Source organism: Hyphomicrobium sp., assembly GCF_041674905.1.
Taxonomy (GTDB): Bacteria; Pseudomonadota; Alphaproteobacteria; order Rhizobiales; family Hyphomicrobiaceae; genus Hyphomicrobium_B.
On the sequence record NZ_JBAYUV010000039.1, the window covers coordinates 16,882 to 36,670 of the forward strand.

Below are 19,789 nucleotides of genomic sequence, written 5' to 3' on the forward strand. Positions count from 1 at the left end.
TCGCAGCTTTCGCCGCTTGGCAAAGACCGGGGACCCGGATCCTGATAGCTCTTGCCGGATGCTCCACCGCAGCCTTGCACAAACGCTGACATAGCGGCGACCGTTACGACCGCAATAAAACCCCGCATCCCGCAATCCTATTGGCTTGATAAGTGGCAGCGTCCGCCGAATATACGCACTGCACACTAAAGACCATAGAGCAGCTTCCTTTTGCAACTCCTGATGGCCTCTATGTGGCAACGGTGCAGCATCGCCTCAGTTCGATGCAATCTCAGCATGACCGTACGAGAGCGAAGTTCCGCTCCGTATGGCCACGCGTTTCAGAAACACCGAGATGCCTCGGTGCATCCGGAATTTTCTGGGCGTCAGTTTGCTTTCGGCGTATTGGCGGCCGGAGAGGCGGGCTGCGCGCTCGCTGTCTGCGCTGTCGCCGCAGCGGGCTGTGCCTGGGCGGCCGTTTGCGCCGGAACCTTCGGGCCGCAGCGGGTCTGGAAGTCCGCGTAGGCCTTATTGAGTTCCGCCTGCTTCTGCAGGGCCGAGCGCTTCACTGAAACCTTGACGGTCTTTCCGTCGCCGGCTTTTTCCAGCCGATCGATCGTACCGTCGCCTTTCAGCGTGTTGATCTGGCTCGCAAGCGACACGCATACCGGGTCGCTCTTTACGGCCGTCGCGTCGGTAGCGAGTGATTGCGTCGAAAGTAAATTTGAACCGTCTGCGCATCCGCAGGTCAATCCTGCAGCAAGCACGGCCAAAGCAATCTTGCCCGTTGCGCCCTCAATCATCGTCCACCCCCGGATCGTTGCAACCTGCAACAGAACACGCGCACATGACTTCTGCTTAAGGATGATGCAGCCGCGCCCGCAAGCGATCGAGGTATCTCGTCCCCAACGAACAGAACTCGTCCGCGCTGAAATTGTGGACATCGGCCACGTGATGCTGATCAGCAACAGAGACGAAACATGCCGCCGCTTCGCGGATGCAAAGCGCGTATGCCTCGCCTTAATGGAGGCGGCTAATGAGAAATCCGCTAGTGGACGCTGCGTCCGCGAACTTTTCCGGACGCCTTTGGTCCGCTGCCCGGAAGCATGGCATCAAAACCCTTGCGGATTTCCTCGAGCGCCTGCGCCTCGCTTTTGTGGCCGCTGAGCGCGGCCGAATTCGCGACGTGATGACCGATCTGGGCGAGGAGACGTCCCCAATCCTGCAGCTGATCGCCAAGAGTTTCGCCGTTGATGGTGACCATCAGCGCGCCGTCCGCGACCCACGCGCGAATCAATTCGACGGCTTGTTGCGCTTCCGGAACGCCATCCGGGATGTCGAGCTCGAGGGGCCGTTCGGTGTCTTGGAGATTGCTCATGTCAACGGCACCTTCAATACGCGATGCAAACTGGTTAGCCCAGATTTAATAGCCGCGGGATACGATCGCAAGAGCATTGCGAACCGCGGTAACTTTCGATGACTTTCGGAACCCGGTTTTGGCCGTGATTATCGCGACACTACGATCTTGTCGCTGCTCCGCACATAGCCGAGCACATCGCGTGCGATTTCTTCGACCAGATCGGAATTTGGAACTTCCGGCGACAGCAGAGCCACGTCGCGGCGGAGTTTTGAGCGGACTGACTCGAGGCCCCTATTTTCGAAATCGAGAAGCGCGGAACGCTCGATCAGACGATTGCGAGCTTCGATGCCGTGGCGGCCGTAGCGTGCATGATAGACGAAATAGGCCGTCGACGTCAGGCAGGCAAGCAACACGAATATCTGCCGTGAGAGATGTCGATGCCTATTTCGCCTTTCAGGCCTACTGGCACGCAGCACTGATTCAGTCTCCGAGGGAGGAGATCGTTGATGAGACTGATGTTATGGGGCGATCGGCTTAAGGCCAGGTAAATTCGGACGACATTCGATCGAGGAGATGCACTCGGGTCGATCGAGACGCGCCGGACTGTTCGGATCAGGATCTCGAACACAAAGCCCGCCAACGGTGAGCATCGCACCGGCACGCGCGATTCATGCAACGTGAGGTTATGTACAGAAAGGCCAGCAGGCGAAACGATTTCCGCCGCACCGGAACAGTGGCCTAGAGTGCTTCCGGAAAAGTGGGAACCGGTTTTCAGATAAGAAGCACGACAAAAGAACGAGGCTCTAGAAGCGGTGCTTCATGCTGCCGTGGATCGTGAGATCTTGCGGCGACTCCGGACCAGCTGACGGCGTCTCGCCGTTCTGCTCGCTCCTGTTGTCTTCGGCCGCGCCGTAAAGCAGTTCCAAACCGAAATCCATTTTCGGCAACGTACCGAGCTTGCCCAGACCCGGAATGCGGATCACGGCCCCTTCCTCGCTTTTCGGCGCGGATTGTTCCTGCACGTCCGCCTTTGCCGCGTCGGGCGCCCCGTTGGGGATCGCCATACGCTGCTCGTCAAGCGCGAATGCTCCGGTGGTCGCAGCTGCGGCGATCGCCGCCAACATGCCAATCACCAATCCAAATCTTCTCACCAAAACCCCGCAATGCCTTGCAAGCACGCACATGACATTAGTGATGAGTAATCGGCCGGGGAACTTCAATGCCCTTTTCGGGCGCTGGGCCCTCGAGACGCCGTTTCTCAAGAGCCTGTTGTAACATCGCCATGTTGCTGAAGCGACACATAAGTTTGGAATTCCTACAGACCTAGAAATAGCCAGCTTTCGCGCGGGACAAAGAAAAGGGCCGCCTGGTGAGGGCGGCCCTTCCATTCTGACGCAGACGGGAACGGCGATCAGAACTGAATGCGTGCGCCGGTGATGACCATGTCGAAGGCATCGAGATTGGCGGTGGCACCGGCGGCATTCGTTAGGTCGCCGTCGGCGTGACGGTAGATGACGTAGAGGTCCATCGCAGCCGCGTCGATGTTCTGCACGATGCCGGCCGCCCAGAAGTCGACGTTGCCGTCGTGAACGTAGGTGGAAGCTCCATTGCCCACGGCGAAGTTTTTGCCGGTCCGCGACCCGAGGTTGTCATGGCGAAACTCGCCGAACACCGTCGTTTTGCCAAGCGGCAGCCACTTCTGCTCGATACCGCCCTGGATAAACCAGAGATCGCTCTTGTCGTCGGCTGTCGATCCCGGCGTCGGAGTCGCTGCTACAGTCGCCTGAACGCCGTGATCAATCGTCTGGCCATAGCCGCCGTAGACGTACAGACCCGTCGGAGCGTGCTGGATCGTGGCAGCGCCACCCCACCATTCGCAGTCCTGGCGGGTTGCACCCGTTGCGCTGAAGGGAGCGCAGCCGGTCAGACCTTCATCGGTGCTCTTTTCCCAGCCGCCTTTGGCGAGGATGTTGAAATCGCCCCATTTCTCCTTGTACGTCAGGGCTAAGCCAGCCTGGTCGTCTTCGCCCCAAGAGGCGGTCAGGACGAAGCCGAGGATCGTCGGCGAGTCATAGCGAACGATATTGCGACGGCCGTTCTGACCATCCGTGCCGTTATCGGCGCCACGCAGAATGTCGTTCCAGCGGATGGCGGTGCCACCAACCTGCGCGCCACCGCTTCTCAGCTGGAAGCGGCCCTGGGCCACGGCTGCAGCCTGGGCGTCGGAGTAGTTGCGCGTGTTGACGCCGTCGGCATCGTCGAGAAGATGGTAGGTCGCCGTGCCTTCGAGGCCGACGGTGAGCTTGCCGAAGTCTTTGCTCTTCAACCACCAGTTGCTCTTGCGAACGACGAGCGAATTGTTCGGCGAGTTGGCGTCCGTGCTCGAGGGGCCGGTCTGGTCCCACTTGTTCGACGGGTTGCCCTGCACGCCGATTTCCAGCGTGTAGCCAGCCGAGTATCCGCTGGCGATCTTCGCTTCGCCGGAGAACTTGACGCGCGACTGTTCGAGCGAGTTCGTGCCGACGTAGGTGTTGCGTTCCGAACCGTCATCCCAGAAGTAGACGGCTTCGTTGACCCAGCCAGAAATCGTCAGCGAAACCTTGCGGTTACCCTTGCGGGCCGTCGTCGCTTCGAGTTCGGCGATGCGTTCCTCGAGATCGGCGCAGCAGTTGCCGCCCAGATCGGCCGCGGAGGCTTGCGTGAAGCTTATCGCAAGCCCGAATGCCGCCAACAACGCAAGACGGCTACAAGATAGTGTGAATACCGATTTCATCGGCGCCCCTCTGTTTTACAGACCCCAACCAGAACGGCACGCATCCCCTTGAGCGCGCCGGACAATTCCTGCCATTGCGCTGTGAGGAATATGGTTTCCCGGATCAGCGCCTTGGGCACTGAAAAGCATGCCAGTTTAACAGATGCGTGACAGTCCGGCCCTGAAGTCGTTGCAAGTGGGCAACAGATGGTCCTTTCGACCATTTCTGTGCTTCAATAGCCACAGACGAAGGATGTACCCTTGAACATTGAATCCGCTTTTGATGTTGCCGTCGTCGGCGCCGGCCCGGCAGGCCTTGCCTCGGGCCTCGCATGCGCCGGAGCCGGGCTTCGGACAATCGTCATCGGGCCGCCGCCGGACGCCCGTGACGCCCGCACCGCGGCGCTAATGGACGGATCGATCAACCTGCTGAAAAGGCTTGCTGTCTGGGATAAAATCACATCCACGGCGGCGCCGTTGCGCGGCATACGTCTAGTCGATGCGACGGGGGGGCTGCTCCGCGCTCCGGAAGTGCTGTTCGAAGCGTCCGAAATCGGTCTGTCCGCATTCGGTTACAACATCCCGAACGCGGCCCTCACGTCCGCGCTCGAGGCCACGCCGCACCCGCTGCTGACACGGCTTAGCGATCCCAAGGCGACGGTATCCGATCTAGCCGGCGCTCACGCAGTGTTGTCGACGAGCACCGGACGAACGATCACAGCCCGCTTGATCGTCGCCGCCGATGGCCGGGACTCACCGGCTCGCGGCGCGGCCAGCATTCCGACGACGAGTTGGAGCTACCCTCAGACGGCCGTCGTCGCCACGTTCACCCATTCGCGGCCCCACGGCGGCGTTTCCACTGAGTTGCATCGACCAATGGGGCCGTTGACGGTGGTCCCTGGACCCGGCAATACGTCGAATCTCGTTTGGGTTGAGGCGCCGGAAGAGGCCCAGCGCCTCGTCGGCCTCGATGACGAGAGCTTTCGCCGCGAACTCTCGGGACGCGTTGGTGAACTGCTTGGCGTGCTCTCCGCTGTAACGCCGAGGCGTTCGTTTCCGCTGTCGGGCCGCACCGCTGACGTCCTCGGCCGTTCGCGCGTTGCGCTCGTCGGTGAAGCCGCCCACGTCATTCCGCCCATTGGCGCGCAAGGCCTCAATCTCGGGTTCCGGGACGCGGCGACGATTGCGGAGATCGCGGGAGACGCCCTGCGCGCTGGGGACGATATCGGCGGCGACGGTGTGCTCGCACGATATGATCGGCTGCGGCGCCGGGATATGACGTCCCGCGTATTTGCCGTCGATGTGCTCAACAGGTCGCTTCTTTCCTCAATTCCCGGCGTCCATCTGGCGCGCGGTTTCGGGCTTTTCGCGCTCGCGACCAGCCGCCGGTTGCGCGCCCGCGTCATGCGCGAAGGCGTCATGCCGAGTTCGGATGCGCCGGCGTTCATGCGGCCTTTGCATCGAAGCGGGGAAATCCCTGCGGCCTGAGCTTGACGGAGCCGCCACCCGGTGGGCAAGACTTCCGGCCTTGATCCATAATGTAGGGAATTTGACCGCTGTCCATTGGCGTCCCCGCTTCGCCGCTGCGTGACATGCAGTTCAGGCTTGAATATGCGTTTCTGCGACTGGTCGTCGGCATCGTTCGCATCGTGCCGCTCGACGTCGCGACGCACCTCTCCGCGTGGTGCTGGCGGCGCTTAGCGCCGATCGTCAATCCGAAACGGCACAATCGTGCGCTCGATAACCTGCGCATCGCCTTTCCTGAAAAGTCGGAGGCCGAACGCGCGGCGATCGCACTCGCGCACTGGGAAAATCTCGGCCGTGTCATGGCCGAGACGATGCGTATCGACCAAGTCGTCGCCGATCCGTCCAGGTTGACCATCAGAAACCCGAAGGTCTTCCAGCGCTACTCCAGAAAGCTAGGCCCTATCGTCGGCGCGTCGCTGCACATGGGCAACTGGGAGCTTGCGATCTGGCCGTTGACGATCGCGGGCTCAAACCCAGCTTGCGTTTATCGCTCCGTCAACAATCCCTACATCGATCAATATCTGCGCTATCAGCGCCGCGATCTCTATCCGGGAGGCATGTTCGGCCGCGGCAAAGTCGAGGGCGATCATGGGGAATCTCAGAAAACCGGCCGCATCATTATGGATTTCGTTCGTTCTGGAGGACGCCTCGGCGTCGTCTGCGATCTCTACGACCGGACCGGCTTGCCGGTGCCTTTTTTCGGCAAGGACGCACGCACCGTCGCCATTCCGGCGATGATCGCCCGCCGCGCCGGCGCCCGCATCTGGATGTCGCGCTGCATGCGTGTCGGCAAGGAGAGCCGCTTCGAAATCGAACTCAAGGAGCTTCGCATTCCGCGCACCGCCAACCATGGCGAGGACGTCAAATGGGCGACCGCCGCAATGACCCGGCAATTCGAAGAGTGGGTTCGCGAAATGCCGGAGCAATGGATGTGGTCCAACCGGCGCTGGAGCTGAATACGCTTTCGTGACCGGAACCGGTGCGCCCGGCTCGGCGTTGTAGCTTGCTGACCTCAAGAAATCAGCGGTTCGGCATGAGCGATACCCTCACACCTTTACGCGCGGCGATCATCTTCCTCGGACTTCTTCTTCCCACGGTCGCGTTGATCCCGCTTGGAAGCTTATGGCTGTGGCAGCACGGCTTTTTAATTCATTGGGCGCTTGCGACGCTCGCCTGTACGCTGATCGCTTACGTTTTCGAACGCGTGACGCTTGGACCGAAGCTTGCTCCACCGCGGTCACCATCTTCTCCGGTCAATGCCGATCTGCAGGTCACGACGCTTCGGATCGACGACGACCCGTTACGCAAGAAGGCGACCGCCGCCGTCGAAGCACTCGCGAACGGCACCTCACCCGAGGCGATCGCATCCTGGAACGACCTTTTGAATAGCGGCCTGGAGACGGTCGAGACGGTCGCCAAAGTCTATCATCCGGACCGCGCCGATCCGATGTTGCGTTTCACAGTTCCCGAAGCCTTGACGCTGATCGAGCAGGTCAGCGGACGGCTTCGTCCCGTATTCGAAGGCTTGCTCCCGCTCGGCAACCGGCTCACCGTCGCGCAATTCGCGCAGATCTACCGCTGGCGCGGTGTCTACGACGTCGCCGACCGTGCGTGGTCGATCTGGCGTATCGCGCGCGTGCTCAACCCCGCGACGGCCGCGACCTATGAGATGCGCGAGCGTCTTTCGAAATCCATCATGCATTGGGTGAAAGGGTCGATCACGACGAGATTAACCCGCGCTTATGTTCGCGAAGTCGGAATGGCGGCCGTCGACCTTTACAGCGGCGAGCTACGCCGAAAGGCCGGCGTTCCCGCCGACCTGCCGCGAAACAGAAAAGAACCATCCGCCGACTGATCGTCAGCGGCGGCTAGAGCTTCAAGACTTCCACAGCGCGCCGACGACGAAGCCAACCGCACCGGCGATCAGGAGCGTTGTCAGCGGCTGGTCCTTCACCGATTTATCGATCGCGCCCTTGACGCTGCCGGCCATCTCTTCGACCTGCTGTTTTGCGTCGCCTGCCGCCTCGCTCGCGGCGTCGATCGTTTGCCGCGCACGGCCCTTGATGTCTTCTATCGGGCTGGAAGATCCATATGATGATGTCGATGCCATTTGGGGGCCACTCCTTGTTGAATAATTGAACCAACGCCGTGGCCTTGCATTGGTTGCATCGCGGAGCGCGCGCACCGGTCAGCGCTCGTAAATGTGATCCAGCCCGCGCCTTGAGTGCTGTTCAATGGCGCGCGACAGATCGGAAAATCTCATCGTGACGCAGTCAGCTCGGTGCCGCGCCGCCGGGCGACTTCCGAAGCGGACACTTCTCCCGAAGCGACGAGCGCATTGACACAGCGCTTCGAAAGATTGCTGCCGACGGCCCGCATGCAGGAGCGAACCTGAGGGCTGTCGGGGCTATAGGCGCTGCAATGCGCGTAATAGTCGGTCGCGCAGGCGAGCTGGACGCTGAGGCTGACGGCCAAAGCATCGTTTGCGGTCATCGCGGCGCCGCCAAGCGCCATCGCCGATGTCAGCACTGCTCTGACCGTTATCAAGGATCTGTTCGATGCCATCGTCGGGTCTCCGATCTCTCGCAAAGTTGGGCCTCGGGCTGTCATGTTGCGAAAGATTTACGGCACGGGAGCGCGCGCCGCTGTTCCGCGGGGAACCCTTGATACGGCCAGATGAGGCGCGAAATCACCGATGAGGAACCCGACGCCAGACCGATCAAAGCAAGCTCGAACCCAACGCGGCGTCGCGCGTTTATGGATGTGGAATTGGAAAGAAATCGAGGTAACGATAATGGCGGCGGTAATTAATCTCGTTTCGGAACGGCAGCAGAGAACGGCGCGCGATGCCGCCGAACTGCGTGAAGAACTCATCGAAAAATGCCGTTGCTCTGTCGCGGAACTCGATCAGATCGCGGGGTACGCTCTGGTCGTCTGGGATGGGCGCGGCGACATGCGCTCCGCTTACAACGCCGCCGAAGGTCCGATCGGGCCTGCGCTGGTGCCGACCCTCGTCGCCGATGCCCTGAACCGTCACGTCGCAGTCATGCTGGCCCGAACCAGCGAGGATGATACCGATGCATCAGCGTGACCACTATCCGGCGTCGCGCAAAGAAAAACCCGGAGCGACGCTCCGGGTTCGGTCGGCCTTCGGCGAAAAACTTTTACAGGACGCCGAACAAGTGCAGTCCGATGATGACGATCAGCGGAACGCCGGCCAGCCACAGAATGAGATCGCGTGCCATTCTATCCTCCTCAGGATTAATTGTCGTTCGAGTTCGTAGCGCCCGATGAAGCCGGCGAGCTATCGACTTGGGCCGTCGTCGATGCGCCTTTTACGAGACCGAGAAGCTGATCGAGGTGAAAGCGCGCCTGCTGCAAATGATTGCGCGCGTCCTCGCCGCGCAGGATGACGCCATTTTGTGCGGCGCTGCGCAGATCGTTTTCCAGGTTCCAAAGCGTCTTTAAGACGTTTGGAACGGTGTCCTGAATGCCGTCGGCCATATCTGTCGAGTCCTTATTAACTTGGTGAGATATCAACGCACGGCATGCGATTGTGGTTCCGATCGCCGCGCGGCTCGATGTGCGAAATGCCGAAATGAAAAAGCCGGCCGCCTGGACTCGATTGCGCATAGGCTTGTATGGATGAAGCGGCGTTCGCGAGTGCCATGCGGTGCGCAATCCCATTGCTGCTTCTGGAACAATCCGCCCATGATCCCTTCGTCCATTCTGCCCATCGTGCTCCTCACGATGTCGAACGTGTTCATGACCGCCGCCTGGTACGGTCATCTCAAATTCACCGACCGGCCCTTGTGGGCCGTGATCCTGGTGAGCTGGGGGATTGCGTTTTTCGAATATTGCCTGGCGGTGCCCGCAAACCGCTACGGCCATGCTGTCTATTCGGCCGCCGAATTGAAGACGATGCAGGAAGTGATCACTCTGATCGTCTTCGCCATCTTTTCGGTCGTCTATTTGAAGGAAGCGCTGACGATCAATCACGCGGTCGGCTTCGTGCTGATCGCGGCGGGAGCCTTCTTCGTATTCAAAGGCCCGCTGTGACCGCTCAGTTGATCGGTACGCTGAGCTTGAATTTGCTGTTGACGCTCTGCGGAGCCGTCGAAGTCGCGGCATCGACGTCGGTCGTTACGCTCAGCGTGTAGGCGTCCGAGTCCTTGTAGGTTATGCCCGCGCCGGCCGAGCGTTCGGGAGCGGCGAGCCCTCCGGCTCCCGTCGACATATCGAATTCGCGCTTATAGGTCACGAAGGGCGAAATCGTCTTGCCGTCGCCGAGCGCAAACGAATGATCGATCTTCGGCGCAAGGATCACGGCGCTTTTCTCGGCCGCCCCGTTCGCCGCCGCGAACTCGGCGTTGCCTGCCTGCCATTGAGTCCGCGCGTCGAGACTGATCAACGGCGTCGCCTGCAGCGTGACATACGCGGAAGCCTTCGAGTCCTGTTCCGTGGCGGCAGTTGCCGAACGCGCGTCGCCGCGCTCGACGGAAACGCCCATAACGGCGGAACGGGAAAGCTTGTAGTCGACGCCGAGGCCGGTGCGGGTCGATTGATCGCGATCGCCCTGATAGCCGTTGACGTCGACGCTGCTCCAGACATCGACAGGCAGGTTGGGCGTCGCGGTCTTCGGGAGTGCCAGCGCGCCGGCAGCGCCGGAATCGATGGCAAAGCTCCGCGTGTTGAAATTTCTCAAATCATCGAGACTCGTGCGTAGCGACACGTTCGAATTCGACGAGTTGACCGTCAGCGGCACGCCTTTGTCCTGTTGCGCGATCCATGGCATCGCCGACCCTGCGGAGGCTGCGGGCTTCGCCGCGGCATGATCGGCGAGCGCGGCGTCGAGATCGATCTGCGGCAGGTCGGACTCGCACGAGGAGAAGTCCGGTTCCGCCATGCTCGTCGCGACGGTCAGGCATTCCTCATCGGCAAGAGCAGCCGGCGCCGCGCAGGTGACTGCCATGAGGCCAAGGATGCAGAAGCTGGCGACACGCGATTTGACTGTATGGATTACGAAATACATGTTCATCCCGTGCCTGTTAGCCTCGAACTTTGATCATCATGTGGCGTCACGTCTGGACGCGAGAACCGCGCTTTGGCTTTCTCGTTGACGGACAAAACGTATTGGCTGCGCGATAACACGCACTTAACGCGAGACGGGCGCGGCGCGTTCGACGATGCGGCGCATATCGACGCCTGGCGGGAGCATTCCGAATGCGCCAGAACCGCCGCCGAGACGCGATGCGCAGAATGCGTCGGCCACTATCTGCGGCGCGTTTTGGATCAGCAATGACGCCTGCAGCGCCACGATGAGATCGCGGACGAACACACGCGCGTGGGCCTCGTCGCCCACCGATGTGGAAGCCGCGTGCATCCGGTCGATGAACTGCGCCAGCCGCCGGTCCGCCGTCGCTGCGTCACGCATTTCATCGGCGAGCACGGTAGCCGCAAGAGGCGACTTCGTGAGCGCGCGCAGTACGTCGAGACACATGATGTTGCCCGATCCTTCCCAGATCGAATTGACGGGAACTTCGCGATAGATGCGGGCGAGACCGAAATCCTCGACGTACCCGTTGCCGCCGAGAACCTCCATCGCTTCGGCCGCGAATGCGGGAGCACGCTTGCAAATCCAGAACTTCGCGGCCGGTGTGACGACGCGGCGGAACGTCAGCGCCGCCTCGCCCTCATCATCGTAGGCGCGCGCGAGACGCAGCGCCAGAAGCGCCGCCGCTTCGGCTTCGATCGCGAGATCGGCCAGCACGTTGCTCATCAACGCGTGATCGACGAGATGCTTCTGGAATGTCGTCCGATATCGCGCGTGGTGAATGGCTTGGGCGACGGCTTGGCGCATGAGCCCGGAAGAGCCGATGGCGCAATCCAGCCGCGTATAATTCCCCATTTCGATGATGGTCGGAATTCCGCGACCCTCTTCTCCCAGAAGCTCGGCGTGCGTGTTGTCGAGTTCGACTTCGCTCGACGCGTTCGAGCGGTTGCCGAGCTTGTCCTTGAGTCGACGGATGTGGATGGCGTTGCGCGTGCCGTCAGGCTTCCAGCGCGGCACGAGAAAGCACGTCGGCCCGGCCTCGGTTTGCGCCAGCATCAGAAATGCGTCGCACATCGGCGCCGACATGAACCACTTGTGACCGTTGAGGCGATAATACCGGCGCGCTCCGTCGGTCTCGTAGATCTCGGCGCGCGTGACATTCGCCCGAAGATCGGAGCCGCCCTGGTTTTCGGTCATCGCCATGCCGATCAGCGAAGAGGTTTTCTCAGGCGCTGGGCAAAAGCGCCGATCGTAAGTGCGCGAGAAGATGCGCGGCAGCCAGTCCGCCGCGATGTGCGGAGCACGCTGCAACGCCGACACCGCGCCGTAGGTCATCGAAACCGGGCAATAGACGCCGCTTTCGATTTGCGCGAGCATGTAGCATCCGGCGGCGCGCGCGACATGAGCGCCGCGTTTCGGCTCCGCCCACGGACTTGAATGAAGACCCGCGTCCATCGCGAGTCCGAGCAGCGCATGCCATGACGGGTGAAAGTCGACCTCGTCTATACGCGCGCCGTAGCGATCGAAAGCTCTGAGCGTCGGTGCGTTGCGATTGGCGTCCGCGCCCAGCGCGATCGTGTCCGCGCTGCCGAGACGCGCGCCGAGGGCGGAGAGCGAGTCTTCCGCCCAGCTCGCGCCTTCACGCCCGATGGCCTCGCGAAGCACGGCGTCGCTGTCAAAGAGGTTGTAATCTTCGAGCGGCGGCGGCTGGTTGGTGACGTCGATCATGGCGGCCTCGCTCACCTGTCGAGCCGATCGCACATTAGGTCCGAGATCGATCCGCCGCAATTTTAAAGAAACGCGCGGTCGTCCGCCTCGAAGGCCGTTAACGATCCGCGAAACCGAAGACGAAGCGGGTCCGAAGCGAAAGAGTGCCCAATTGACATGCGCGCGACGACGCCCAATGGTGCGGTCCACATTTCCCCAGAACTCGAACAGGATCGCTGCCGATGGCCTCGACACGCACGCCCGCCAAACATTTCGCCCCTCTCGCCATCGGCGCGCCTGAGCCCTATCGCACACTCCCTATCAACCTCGAGCGGATGATCCATTTCGTTCCGCCTCACAACGACAAGATCCGCGCCAAGATCAAGGATCTCGCGACGCAAGTCGACGTGGTTCTCGGCAATCTCGAAGACGCCGTGCCGCTCGATCAGAAAGAGAACGCGCGCAAAGGCTTCATCCAGATGCTGCGCGACAACGATTTCGGCGGAACCGGCGTCTGGACGCGCATCAACTGCTTGAACTCGCCGTGGGTGCTCGACGATGTGACCGAGATCGTCGCGGCGGTCGGCAACAAGCTCGACGTCGTCATGCTGCCGAAGGTCGAAGGGCCGTGGGACATCCACTATCTCGATCAGCTTCTGGCACAGCTCGAAGCCAAGCATGGCGTCAAGAAGCCGATCCTCATTCATGCCATCCTGGAGACGGCTGAAGGCGTCAATAACGTCGAAGCGATCGCGGCTGCATCGCCACGTATGCACGGCATGAGCCTCGGGCCGGCCGACCTCGCGGCGTCACGCGGCATGAAGACGACGCGCGTCGGCGGCGGTCATCCTGATTACGGCGTGCTCGCGGACCCGGGGAAAGACGCGGCCGCAGCGCGGACTTTCTACCAGCAGGATCTCTGGCACTACACGATCGGCAAAATGGTCGATGCCTGCCAGGCTTACGGACTGAAAGCGTTCTACGGTCCGTTTGGAGATTTTGGAGATTTGGCGGCCTGCGAGGCCCAGTTCCGCAACGCCTTCCTCCAGGGCTGCCTCGGGGCCTGGACGTTGCACCCCTCGCAGATCGACATCGCCAAGCGCGTTTTCTCGCCCGATCCGGCTGAGGTCAAATTCGCCAAGCGCATCCTCGACGCGATGCCCGACGGCACCGGCGCCGTCATGCTCGACGGCAAGATGCAGGACGACGCCACCTGGAAGCAGGCCAAGGTCATCGTCGATCTGGCGAAGATCGTTGCCTCGAAAGACCCGGAACGGGCGGCGCTTTACGGCGCCCTCTGAATATCCGCCCATGTGGCTATTGCGAGTTGGTCTCATCCGGCACACATTTAGCGGATGGGTTCAATCCGGCATGCCAAGTTTGCGATCGGTCAGGTGGTCCGCCACCGCATCTATCCGTTTCGCGGGTTGATTTTCGACATCGATCCGGAGTTCGCAAATACCGAGGAGTGGTGGTTGTCGATCGCGGAAGACGTGCGCCCGCGCAAGGATCAGCCTTACTACCACCTGTACGCGGAGAACAACGAGTCGACCTACCTCGCCTACGTCTCCGAGCAGAACCTGCTGCTCGACGAGACGTCGAGGCCGCTGCGCCATCCCGATATTTCCGATCGCTTCGTCAGCGAAGCGGGCGGCACATATAGGCTGAGACCCCGGTCCGCCAACTGAGAGAAGCGGGCCCAGAGCCAATCGGCGTACCCCGCGCTTTGTTAGAAATCTCATAAAATAAAAGCCGCCCCGGCGGCGCCGGGACGGCTTAGTCAGTCAGCGGTGTTCGACGCTTACTTCTGCTTCGCTGCAGGAGCCTTGGGCGCCGTCGAACCCGTCGTGGTCGGCGGAGCACCCGCACCATCGAGCGGAAGGTTCTTCATTTCGTTGGCCTTCCACTGCTCGGCCATCTTCTGCTGCCGCTCGCGGATCTGCTGCATCAGCGCGCTGCGCGCTTCGGCATATTTCTTGTTGTCGACCGGCGGTCCGGCAGTCGCTTCGTTGTAGCCGTCGAGCGGAACGGGGAAGCCGACCGGCTGAGCCGCGGCGTTCATCGCCAGCACCATGATGCCGCCACCCTTCGACATCTGGTCGAGGATCTCGGGCGTCGCTTCCGTTTCGGCCGTGCAGCCGGCGGGATGGCAAAGCGAATAGTGCAATTCAATCGGCTTCAGCTTGGCTTCGTCGATCTTTTCGTTCTTCGAGGCCTTCGCCCAATCGTCTTTGCTATAGACCGCGGCGCGCAGGCCCGGCGGGATCGCCATGCCGAGTGGAACCATGATCATGAGCGATTTTTTCGGGTTGCCTTCGATCTGGCGGATGGCTGCGGAAACGAGAACCATGCCCGTGTTGCCGTCGAGACGCTCATGATGCGTCAGGCAGAGCTGTTTCTCTTCCTTCAGTTCCTTGCCGTCCTTGTCCTTTTTCGCGATCGGCGCTTTTTCGCAAAGCTTTACCCAGGCGCTCTTAGCTGCCGCTGAAGCGGCAGCGGCGCCGGCAGGCGCAGCAGCTGCGGCGGGCTTCGCGGCAGGCGCGGCTTTCGCAGCCGGAGCGGCCTTGGCGGCAGGCGCCGCCTGGACTTTCTTAGGCGTGATCTGCACTTCATTTTCCGCGTCCTGCGCCGAGGCTGCGGACATTGCCGCGACCAAAGCTAAGACAGAAACGAGCGCCCTGCCGCCCGTGCGCAATACCGCGTTTGCCATCAACGTAAAAATCCTCGCTTGTGCTATCTTGCCGGAAGTTCCGGCCCCTACCCTCGTCGTCTCTGCGCAGCAGGCTCGGCCAGTGTTCTGCGCAAGACCCGGCACCCCGCCGTTCGGAGCCCGAGTAAGGCTCGGATTGCGGCAATCCCGTGGCCAGATGGCTCAACAACTGGTGGATGTATCTCCCAATATGTGGTCGTTGCGCCGATGCCACTGCGACAAGCTAGACAAGCCCTGTCATGCCCCGATAGAAACCATCAGCGTCGGGAAAAACATCACGCCGCCAGGACTTGCTCGCCAGTGACTTACTCGCATGGGTTTCGGCCGGTCGATCAATTTTTAGGTGCCGGTATGCCATTCGGGAAATTTTCTCCTATCGCGGCATTGCTGTTTCTGGTGCTCGGCCTCGGGACAGCGCTTGCCGCGCCCCAGCCCTCCATCGCGCTCCACGGCGCGGCGCGATACGCGGACGACTTTTCGGCGTTCTCTTATGTCAATCCGTCGGCGCCGAAGGGTGGCAAGCTCACCCTCGGCGTTCTCGGCTCGTTCGAGAACCTCAATCCGCTGATCGTCCGGGGCGTCCCGGCATCCGGCGTTCGCGAATTCTCCGTCGAGAGCCTCATGGCGCGCAGTCTCGACGAGCCGTTCACTCTGTACGGACTGCTCGCGGAAACGATCGACGTCGCCGACGATCGCAAGTCGGTGACGTTCACGCTCAATCCGGCAGCGAAATTTTCCAATCGCCAGCCGGTGACGCAAGACGACGTCATCGCATCGTTCGAGCTCTTGAAAACGAAGGGCCGGCCCAATCACCGCACCTACTTCGCGAAAGTTCCGAAAGCCGAGAAGGTCGGAGACCGAGGCATCCGTTTCACGTTCGAGGATGCCGACGATCGCGAGCTGCCGCTCATCCTCGGCGTGATGCCGGTTTTCGAAGCGAACGCGATGACGCCGGAGCAATTCGATACGTCCTCGATGACGCCGCTCACCGGCTCCGGCCCCTATACCTTGTCGCGTGTTGACGCCGGCCGTTCGGTGACCTATGCGCGCGACGCCGACTATTGGGGCAAAGATCTCCCCGTCAATCGCGGCCGCTTCAACTTCGATGAAATCCGCTTCGACTATTTTCGCGACGCGTCCGTCATGCTCGAAGCGTTCCGCTCCGGGACGCTTGATCTGCGCCTTGAAGACGACCCCGGGCGCTGGGCCGACGCCTATAACATTCCAGCCGTGCGCGATGGGCGTATCGTCAAGGCGGAATTTCCGATCGGGCTTCCAGCGGGCATGACGGCGCTGGTCTTCAACACGCGCCGTGCGATCTTTGCCGATCCGCGCGTGCGCCGGGCGCTGATGACGCTCTTCGATTTCGAATGGACGAACCGGACGCTTTACAACGGCCTGTTCAAACGCACGACGAGCTACTTCGAACGCTCCTACCTCGCCTCGACCGGCAAACCGGCCGATGCCTTTGAACGGCAGCTGCTAGCGCCCTACTCCGGCGCCGTCCGCCCCGAAATCCTCGACGGAACCTTTAAATTTCCGGAAAGCGACGGCGGCGGCGGCAATCGCGACAATCAGAAAGCTGCGTTCAAACTTCTGACTGAGGCCGGAATGGTCTTGAAGAACGGCAGCCTGGTCGACGGCAAAACCGGGCAGCCGCTCACATTCGAAATTCTCGCCAACAGCAACGCCCAGGAAGCCCTCCTTCTGAGCTATACGCGAAGCTTGGCGCCGCTCGGCATCGCAGCGCGCGTCCGCGTCGTCGATAGCGCACAGTACCAGGAGCGCCTGTCGAGCTTCGACTTCGACATGATCCAGAACACATGGCCGTCGTCGCTCTCGCCCGGCAACGAGCAGCTGTTCCGCTGGTCGGCCAAAACCGCCAACGCGCAAGGCTCCTTCAATTTCGCGGGCGTCAGGAACCCGGCAGCCGACGCGATGATCAACGCCATGCTGGCCGCCGAGACGGAAGAGAATTTCATTTCGTCCGTGCGCGCACTCGACCGCGTGCTGCTGTCAGGCGACTACGTCGTTCCGCTGTTTTACACGCCGCGCCAGTGGGTCGCCTATTGGGCGAAGCTGAAGCATCCGCAAACGACGCCCCTCTTCGGCTATGCTGTCGATACGTGGTGGGTCGAGAGCAAGTGATGTCGACTGACGATCTGTTCAACATGGCCGAGTACGCGATCGGCCGCCACGCGCGCGCGACACCGGAAAAAACGGCGCTGCTCGTGTGCGACGTCGAAAAACCGCGCGATGCGCTGGAAGCCTGGACATTTGGCGAACTCGACCGCGCGGTCCGCAATCTCGCCGCCGGGCTTGCGGCCAAAGGTTTGCGGCGCGGCGATCGTGTCGGCATTCGGCTCGGCAATTCCTCGCAGTCCGCATTGATGTTTTTCGCTGGGATGGCGGGCGGATTCGTTTCGCTGCCGCTATCCGATCAGCTGACCTCGTCCGAGCTTGCAGCTCTTCTCGCCGACAGCGGTGCCGCCGCGCTCGCAACTGCGGAGGTGTTGCCGGAAACGGCATCGCGAGATGACATCATTATCCTTTCACCGGATGACGTCGCGGCGATGATCTCGCGAAACACGGACGGCGGCTACGCGCCAACCACGCGTGACGAACCGGCCTTCCTGATCTACACATCCGGCACGACGGCGCGGCCGAAGGGCGTTGTTCACGCGCATCGCTCGGCGCTGGGCCGCCAGCCAATGTATCAGGGCTGGTACGGCATTCGCTCCGACGACCGCATGCTGCATGCGGGCGCATTCAATTGGACGTTCACGCTCGGCGTTGGGCTGACCGATCCTTGGGCCAATGGCGCGACGGCGATTGTCTGCACTGGGAACAAAGCGCCGGAGCTTTGGCCGAACGTCATCGCGCAAACCGGCGCGACGCTGTTCGCGGCGGTGCCAGGCATCTATCGCCAGATTTTGAAATACGCGGCACCGGCGCGCGGATCGCTCGGCAGATTGCGCCACGGCCTGATGGCGGGCGAAACGCCGCCGCCGGGATTGATCGAGGACTGGACGTCCATTACCGGCCTGCCGCTCTATGAAGCCCTCGGCATGAGCGAAATCTCGACCTACATTTCGACCGGTCCGTCGGTGCCCTACAAACCCGGCACGGTGGGCAAGGCGCAAGCCGGGCGTCGCGTCGCTATTCTTGCCGTTGACGGCGATGACCAACCTCTGCCGCCCAACAGCGAAGGCCTCATCGCCATGCACAGGTCCGATCCTGGCCTGATGCTCGGCTATTGGAAGCGCCCCGACGAGGAAGCAGAAGTCTTGCGCGGCGAATGGTTCACCGGCGGCGATCTTGGTTCGATTGACGCCGATGGCTATATCTCACACCTCGGCCGCGCCAACGAGTTGATGAATGCGGGCGGCTATCGCGTCTCTCCGCTCGAAGTCGAAGCCGCGATCGCGCGCTGCCCTGCCGTTGCGGAAGTCGCTTGCACGGAAATTCGTGTGAGAAGCGATGTCTCGATCATCGCCGCGTTCGTCGTTGCCGCCGACGGCGCGCCGCGCGATGCTTTGGTGATCAAGAATTTCGCGAACGAAAATCTCGCCGCGTATAAAATTCCGCGCGAGATCGTTTTCGTCGACCGCCTGCCGCGCACGCCGAACGGCAAGATCCAGCGTAAGGCCCTTGCGTTGCCGCCGCAGATCGACGGAACGCGTTAAGCGGCCTTTCTTGTCTTGTTCGCGAGATCGGCGAATTGCTGAATAAGTGTCCGCACGCCTTTCAGTCTCGTTTCCGGCAAATCCCAATCGGCGCGATAGACGAGCCGCTGGTCGGGCTGGACCTTCAGCGCGCCGCGCGAATTCTGCACGAACGCGATCAGGCCTTCCGGATTTGCGAAGCGCGCCTTGTGCAGCGTGATGACGCCACCCTTCGGTCCCGCATCGACTTTCGCGATCCCGGCCGCTCGACAGAGCCCTTTGATCTCCATGACGTCGAGCAGATGCGTAACCTCGTCCGGCAACGACCCGAAGCGATCGACAAGCTCGGCCGCGAAGGCGTCGATCTCGGTGCGCGCTTCGAGACTCGACAAACGCCGGTAGAGGCCGAGCCGAAGTTGTAGATCGGTGACGTAGGCCTCCGGAATCATGATCGACGTGCCGAGCTGGATCTCCGGGCTCCACTTGTCGTCGGCCTCGATCTCGCCGCCCTTCATAGCCGCGACGGCTTCTTCCAGCATTGACTGGTAGAGTTCGAAGCCGACCTCTCGGATGTGACCCGACTGCTCTTCGCCCAGCAGGTTGCCCGCGCCGCGAATGTCGAGATCGTGCGAGGCGAGCGAGAAGCCTGCGCCAAGCGTATCGAGCGATTGCAGAACCTTGAGCCGCTTCTCCGCGCCTTCCGTCAGCTTCTTGTCCGGCGGCGTCGTGATGTAGGCGTAGGCGCGCGTCTTCGAACGTCCGACGCGGCCGCGCAACTGATAGAGCTGCGCTAAGCCGAACATGTCGGAGCGGTGCACGATCAGCGTGTTCGCGTTCGGCACGTCGAGACCGGATTCGACGATCGCGGTCGACAGCAGGATGTCATATTTGCCTTCGTAGAACGCGGTCATCACGTCTTCGAGTTCGGTCGGCGACATCTGCCCCGTGGCGCGGGCGAAGACGAGATCGGGGACCGCCTCGCGCAGAAATTCCGCAATGTCGTCGAGGTCGGAAATGCGCGGCGCGACGTAATAGG

At 61.6% G+C, this 19,789-nt stretch carries 21 protein-coding genes; 9 read left to right on the forward strand and 12 right to left on the reverse strand.

Features of this window, described 5'->3' with window-relative positions; all coding sequences use genetic code 11:
- Positions 1–365: 365 nt before the first annotated feature.
- The 5 genes from WC026_RS14205 to WC026_RS14225 all read right to left on the reverse strand — a co-directional run bounded on the left by WC026_RS14205 (position 366) and on the right by WC026_RS14225 (position 4,112).
- Positions 366–782, reverse strand: a complete 417-nt coding sequence (locus WC026_RS14205; RefSeq protein WP_372711663.1) for a hypothetical protein — start codon at positions 780–782, stop codon at positions 366–368.
- Positions 783–1,027: 245 nt separating this feature from the next.
- Positions 1,028–1,357: a DUF5076 domain-containing protein gene (locus WC026_RS14210; RefSeq protein ID WP_372711664.1), complete on the reverse strand. Its 330-nt coding sequence runs from the start codon at positions 1,355–1,357 to the stop codon at positions 1,028–1,030.
- 128 nt (positions 1,358–1,485) lie between these two features.
- Positions 1,486–1,752, reverse strand: coding sequence for a septum formation initiator family protein (locus WC026_RS14215; RefSeq protein WP_372711665.1), 267 nt, complete (start codon positions 1,750–1,752; stop codon positions 1,486–1,488).
- A gap of 390 nt (positions 1,753–2,142) precedes the next feature.
- Complete coding sequence (locus tag WC026_RS14220) at positions 2,143–2,463, reverse strand: hypothetical protein (RefSeq protein ID WP_372711684.1); 321 nt, start codon at positions 2,461–2,463, stop codon at positions 2,143–2,145.
- A gap of 287 nt (positions 2,464–2,750) precedes the next feature.
- Positions 2,751–4,112 (reverse strand): porin, encoded by a 1,362-nt coding sequence (locus WC026_RS14225; protein ID WP_372711666.1) that lies wholly within the window; start codon positions 4,110–4,112, stop codon positions 2,751–2,753.
- 240 nt (positions 4,113–4,352) lie between these two features.
- Between WC026_RS14225 and WC026_RS14230 the strand changes: the two genes are divergently transcribed.
- The 3 genes from WC026_RS14230 (at position 4,353) to WC026_RS14240 (ending at position 7,473) form a co-directional block, all read left to right on the forward strand.
- A complete protein-coding gene (locus WC026_RS14230) occupies positions 4,353–5,579 on the forward strand; it encodes an FAD-dependent monooxygenase (RefSeq protein ID WP_372711667.1) in 1,227 nt (408 codons plus the stop codon).
- 104 nt (positions 5,580–5,683) lie between these two features.
- Positions 5,684–6,574 carry a lysophospholipid acyltransferase family protein gene (locus WC026_RS14235; protein ID WP_372711668.1) on the forward strand — a complete coding sequence of 297 codons (891 nt, stop codon included), beginning with the start codon at positions 5,684–5,686 and terminating at the stop codon, positions 6,572–6,574.
- A gap of 77 nt (positions 6,575–6,651) precedes the next feature.
- Positions 6,652–7,473, forward strand: coding sequence for a GTP-binding protein HSR1 (locus WC026_RS14240; protein WP_372711669.1), 822 nt, complete (start codon positions 6,652–6,654; stop codon positions 7,471–7,473).
- 21 nt (positions 7,474–7,494) lie between these two features.
- Here WC026_RS14240 and WC026_RS14245 read toward each other — a convergent pair whose 3' ends face one another.
- Both WC026_RS14245 and WC026_RS14250 read right to left on the reverse strand, forming a co-directional pair.
- A complete protein-coding gene (locus WC026_RS14245) occupies positions 7,495–7,728 on the reverse strand; it encodes a hypothetical protein (RefSeq protein ID WP_372711670.1) in 234 nt (77 codons plus the stop codon).
- 149 nt (positions 7,729–7,877) lie between these two features.
- Positions 7,878–8,183, reverse strand: coding sequence for a hypothetical protein (locus tag WC026_RS14250; RefSeq protein ID WP_372711671.1), 306 nt, complete (start codon positions 8,181–8,183; stop codon positions 7,878–7,880).
- A gap of 229 nt (positions 8,184–8,412) precedes the next feature.
- On the opposite strand from WC026_RS14250, the gene WC026_RS14255 reads away from it, so the two are divergent.
- Positions 8,413–8,709, forward strand: coding sequence for a hypothetical protein (locus tag WC026_RS14255; protein WP_372711672.1), 297 nt, complete (start codon positions 8,413–8,415; stop codon positions 8,707–8,709).
- 170 nt (positions 8,710–8,879) lie between these two features.
- Here the strand turns inward: WC026_RS14255 and WC026_RS14260 are convergent, their stop codons facing one another.
- Positions 8,880–9,122, reverse strand: a complete 243-nt coding sequence (locus tag WC026_RS14260; RefSeq protein ID WP_372711673.1) for a hypothetical protein — start codon at positions 9,120–9,122, stop codon at positions 8,880–8,882.
- Between the two features lie 207 nt (positions 9,123–9,329).
- Here WC026_RS14260 and WC026_RS14265 point away from each other — a divergent pair, with 207 nt between their 5' ends.
- Complete coding sequence (locus tag WC026_RS14265) at positions 9,330–9,677, forward strand: DMT family protein (protein WP_372711674.1); 348 nt, start codon at positions 9,330–9,332, stop codon at positions 9,675–9,677.
- A 4-nt stretch (positions 9,678–9,681) separates the two neighbouring features.
- Here the strand turns inward: WC026_RS14265 and WC026_RS14270 are convergent, their stop codons facing one another.
- Together WC026_RS14270 and WC026_RS14275 are read right to left on the reverse strand one after the other, a co-directional pair.
- Complete coding sequence (locus WC026_RS14270; RefSeq protein WP_372711675.1) at positions 9,682–10,650, reverse strand: hypothetical protein; 969 nt, start codon at positions 10,648–10,650, stop codon at positions 9,682–9,684.
- Between the two features lie 123 nt (positions 10,651–10,773).
- Positions 10,774–12,399, reverse strand: a complete 1,626-nt coding sequence (locus WC026_RS14275) for an isovaleryl-CoA dehydrogenase (RefSeq protein ID WP_372711676.1) — start codon at positions 12,397–12,399, stop codon at positions 10,774–10,776.
- A 221-nt stretch (positions 12,400–12,620) separates the two neighbouring features.
- On the opposite strand from WC026_RS14275, the gene WC026_RS14280 reads away from it, so the two are divergent.
- Together WC026_RS14280 and hspQ are read left to right on the forward strand one after the other, a co-directional pair.
- The gene (locus WC026_RS14280) at positions 12,621–13,679 is read left to right on the forward strand and encodes a CoA ester lyase (RefSeq protein WP_372711677.1); all 1,059 of its coding nucleotides are present in this window, start codon (positions 12,621–12,623) and stop codon (positions 13,677–13,679) included.
- A gap of 54 nt (positions 13,680–13,733) precedes the next feature.
- Positions 13,734–14,066: a heat shock protein HspQ gene (hspQ, locus tag WC026_RS14285; RefSeq protein ID WP_372711678.1), complete on the forward strand. Its 333-nt coding sequence runs from the start codon at positions 13,734–13,736 to the stop codon at positions 14,064–14,066.
- 113 nt (positions 14,067–14,179) lie between these two features.
- Here hspQ and WC026_RS14290 read toward each other — a convergent pair whose 3' ends face one another.
- Complete coding sequence (locus WC026_RS14290; RefSeq protein WP_372711679.1) at positions 14,180–15,088, reverse strand: invasion associated locus B family protein; 909 nt, start codon at positions 15,086–15,088, stop codon at positions 14,180–14,182.
- 351 nt (positions 15,089–15,439) lie between these two features.
- Here WC026_RS14290 and WC026_RS14295 point away from each other — a divergent pair, with 351 nt between their 5' ends.
- Positions 15,440–17,236 (forward strand): extracellular solute-binding protein, encoded by a 1,797-nt coding sequence (locus WC026_RS14295; RefSeq protein WP_372711680.1) that lies wholly within the window; start codon positions 15,440–15,442, stop codon positions 17,234–17,236.
- On the forward strand, positions 17,236–18,774 hold the full coding sequence (locus tag WC026_RS14300; protein ID WP_372711681.1) for a class I adenylate-forming enzyme family protein: 1,539 nt from the start codon (positions 17,236–17,238) through the stop codon (positions 18,772–18,774). Before WC026_RS14295 ends, WC026_RS14300 begins: the two co-directional genes overlap by 1 nt.
- Here the strand turns inward: WC026_RS14300 and WC026_RS14305 are convergent.
- The coding region (locus tag WC026_RS14305) for a TRCF domain-containing protein (RefSeq protein ID WP_372711682.1) at positions 18,771–19,789 on the reverse strand (1,019 nt) is incomplete at its 5' end. The two genes, WC026_RS14300 and WC026_RS14305, sit on opposite strands and share 4 nt — an antisense overlap.

Excerpts from the sequence above, each read along its gene's own strand:
- WC026_RS14205 (WP_372711663.1), bottom strand. The coding sequence starts at position 782 with ATGATTGAGGGCGCAACGGGCAAGATTGCTTTGGCCGTGCTTGCTGCA.
- WC026_RS14210 (WP_372711664.1), bottom strand. The coding sequence starts at position 1,357 with ATGAGCAATCTCCAAGACACCGAACGGCCCCTCGAGCTCGACATCCCG.
- WC026_RS14220 (WP_372711684.1), bottom strand. The coding sequence starts at position 2,463 with ATGTTGGCGGCGATCGCCGCAGCTGCGACCACCGGAGCATTCGCGCTT.
- WC026_RS14225 (WP_372711666.1), bottom strand. The coding sequence starts at position 4,112 with ATGAAATCGGTATTCACACTATCTTGTAGCCGTCTTGCGTTGTTGGCG.
- WC026_RS14235 (WP_372711668.1), top strand. The coding sequence starts at position 5,684 with ATGCAGTTCAGGCTTGAATATGCGTTTCTGCGACTGGTCGTCGGCATC.
- WC026_RS14240 (WP_372711669.1), top strand. The coding sequence starts at position 6,652 with ATGAGCGATACCCTCACACCTTTACGCGCGGCGATCATCTTCCTCGGA.
- WC026_RS14245 (WP_372711670.1), bottom strand. The coding sequence starts at position 7,728 with ATGGCATCGACATCATCATATGGATCTTCCAGCCCGATAGAAGACATC.
- WC026_RS14250 (WP_372711671.1), bottom strand. The coding sequence starts at position 8,183 with ATGGCATCGAACAGATCCTTGATAACGGTCAGAGCAGTGCTGACATCG.
- WC026_RS14255 (WP_372711672.1), top strand. The coding sequence starts at position 8,413 with ATGGCGGCGGTAATTAATCTCGTTTCGGAACGGCAGCAGAGAACGGCG.
- WC026_RS14260 (WP_372711673.1), bottom strand. The coding sequence starts at position 9,122 with ATGGCCGACGGCATTCAGGACACCGTTCCAAACGTCTTAAAGACGCTT.
- WC026_RS14265 (WP_372711674.1), top strand. The coding sequence starts at position 9,330 with ATGATCCCTTCGTCCATTCTGCCCATCGTGCTCCTCACGATGTCGAAC.
- WC026_RS14270 (WP_372711675.1), bottom strand. The coding sequence starts at position 10,650 with ATGTATTTCGTAATCCATACAGTCAAATCGCGTGTCGCCAGCTTCTGC.
- WC026_RS14275 (WP_372711676.1), bottom strand. The coding sequence starts at position 12,399 with ATGATCGACGTCACCAACCAGCCGCCGCCGCTCGAAGATTACAACCTC.
- WC026_RS14280 (WP_372711677.1), top strand. The coding sequence starts at position 12,621 with ATGGCCTCGACACGCACGCCCGCCAAACATTTCGCCCCTCTCGCCATC.
- hspQ (WP_372711678.1), top strand. The coding sequence starts at position 13,734 with ATGGGTTCAATCCGGCATGCCAAGTTTGCGATCGGTCAGGTGGTCCGC.
- WC026_RS14290 (WP_372711679.1), bottom strand. The coding sequence starts at position 15,088 with ATGGCAAACGCGGTATTGCGCACGGGCGGCAGGGCGCTCGTTTCTGTC.
- WC026_RS14295 (WP_372711680.1), top strand. The coding sequence starts at position 15,440 with ATGCCATTCGGGAAATTTTCTCCTATCGCGGCATTGCTGTTTCTGGTG.
- WC026_RS14300 (WP_372711681.1), top strand. The coding sequence starts at position 17,236 with ATGTCGACTGACGATCTGTTCAACATGGCCGAGTACGCGATCGGCCGC.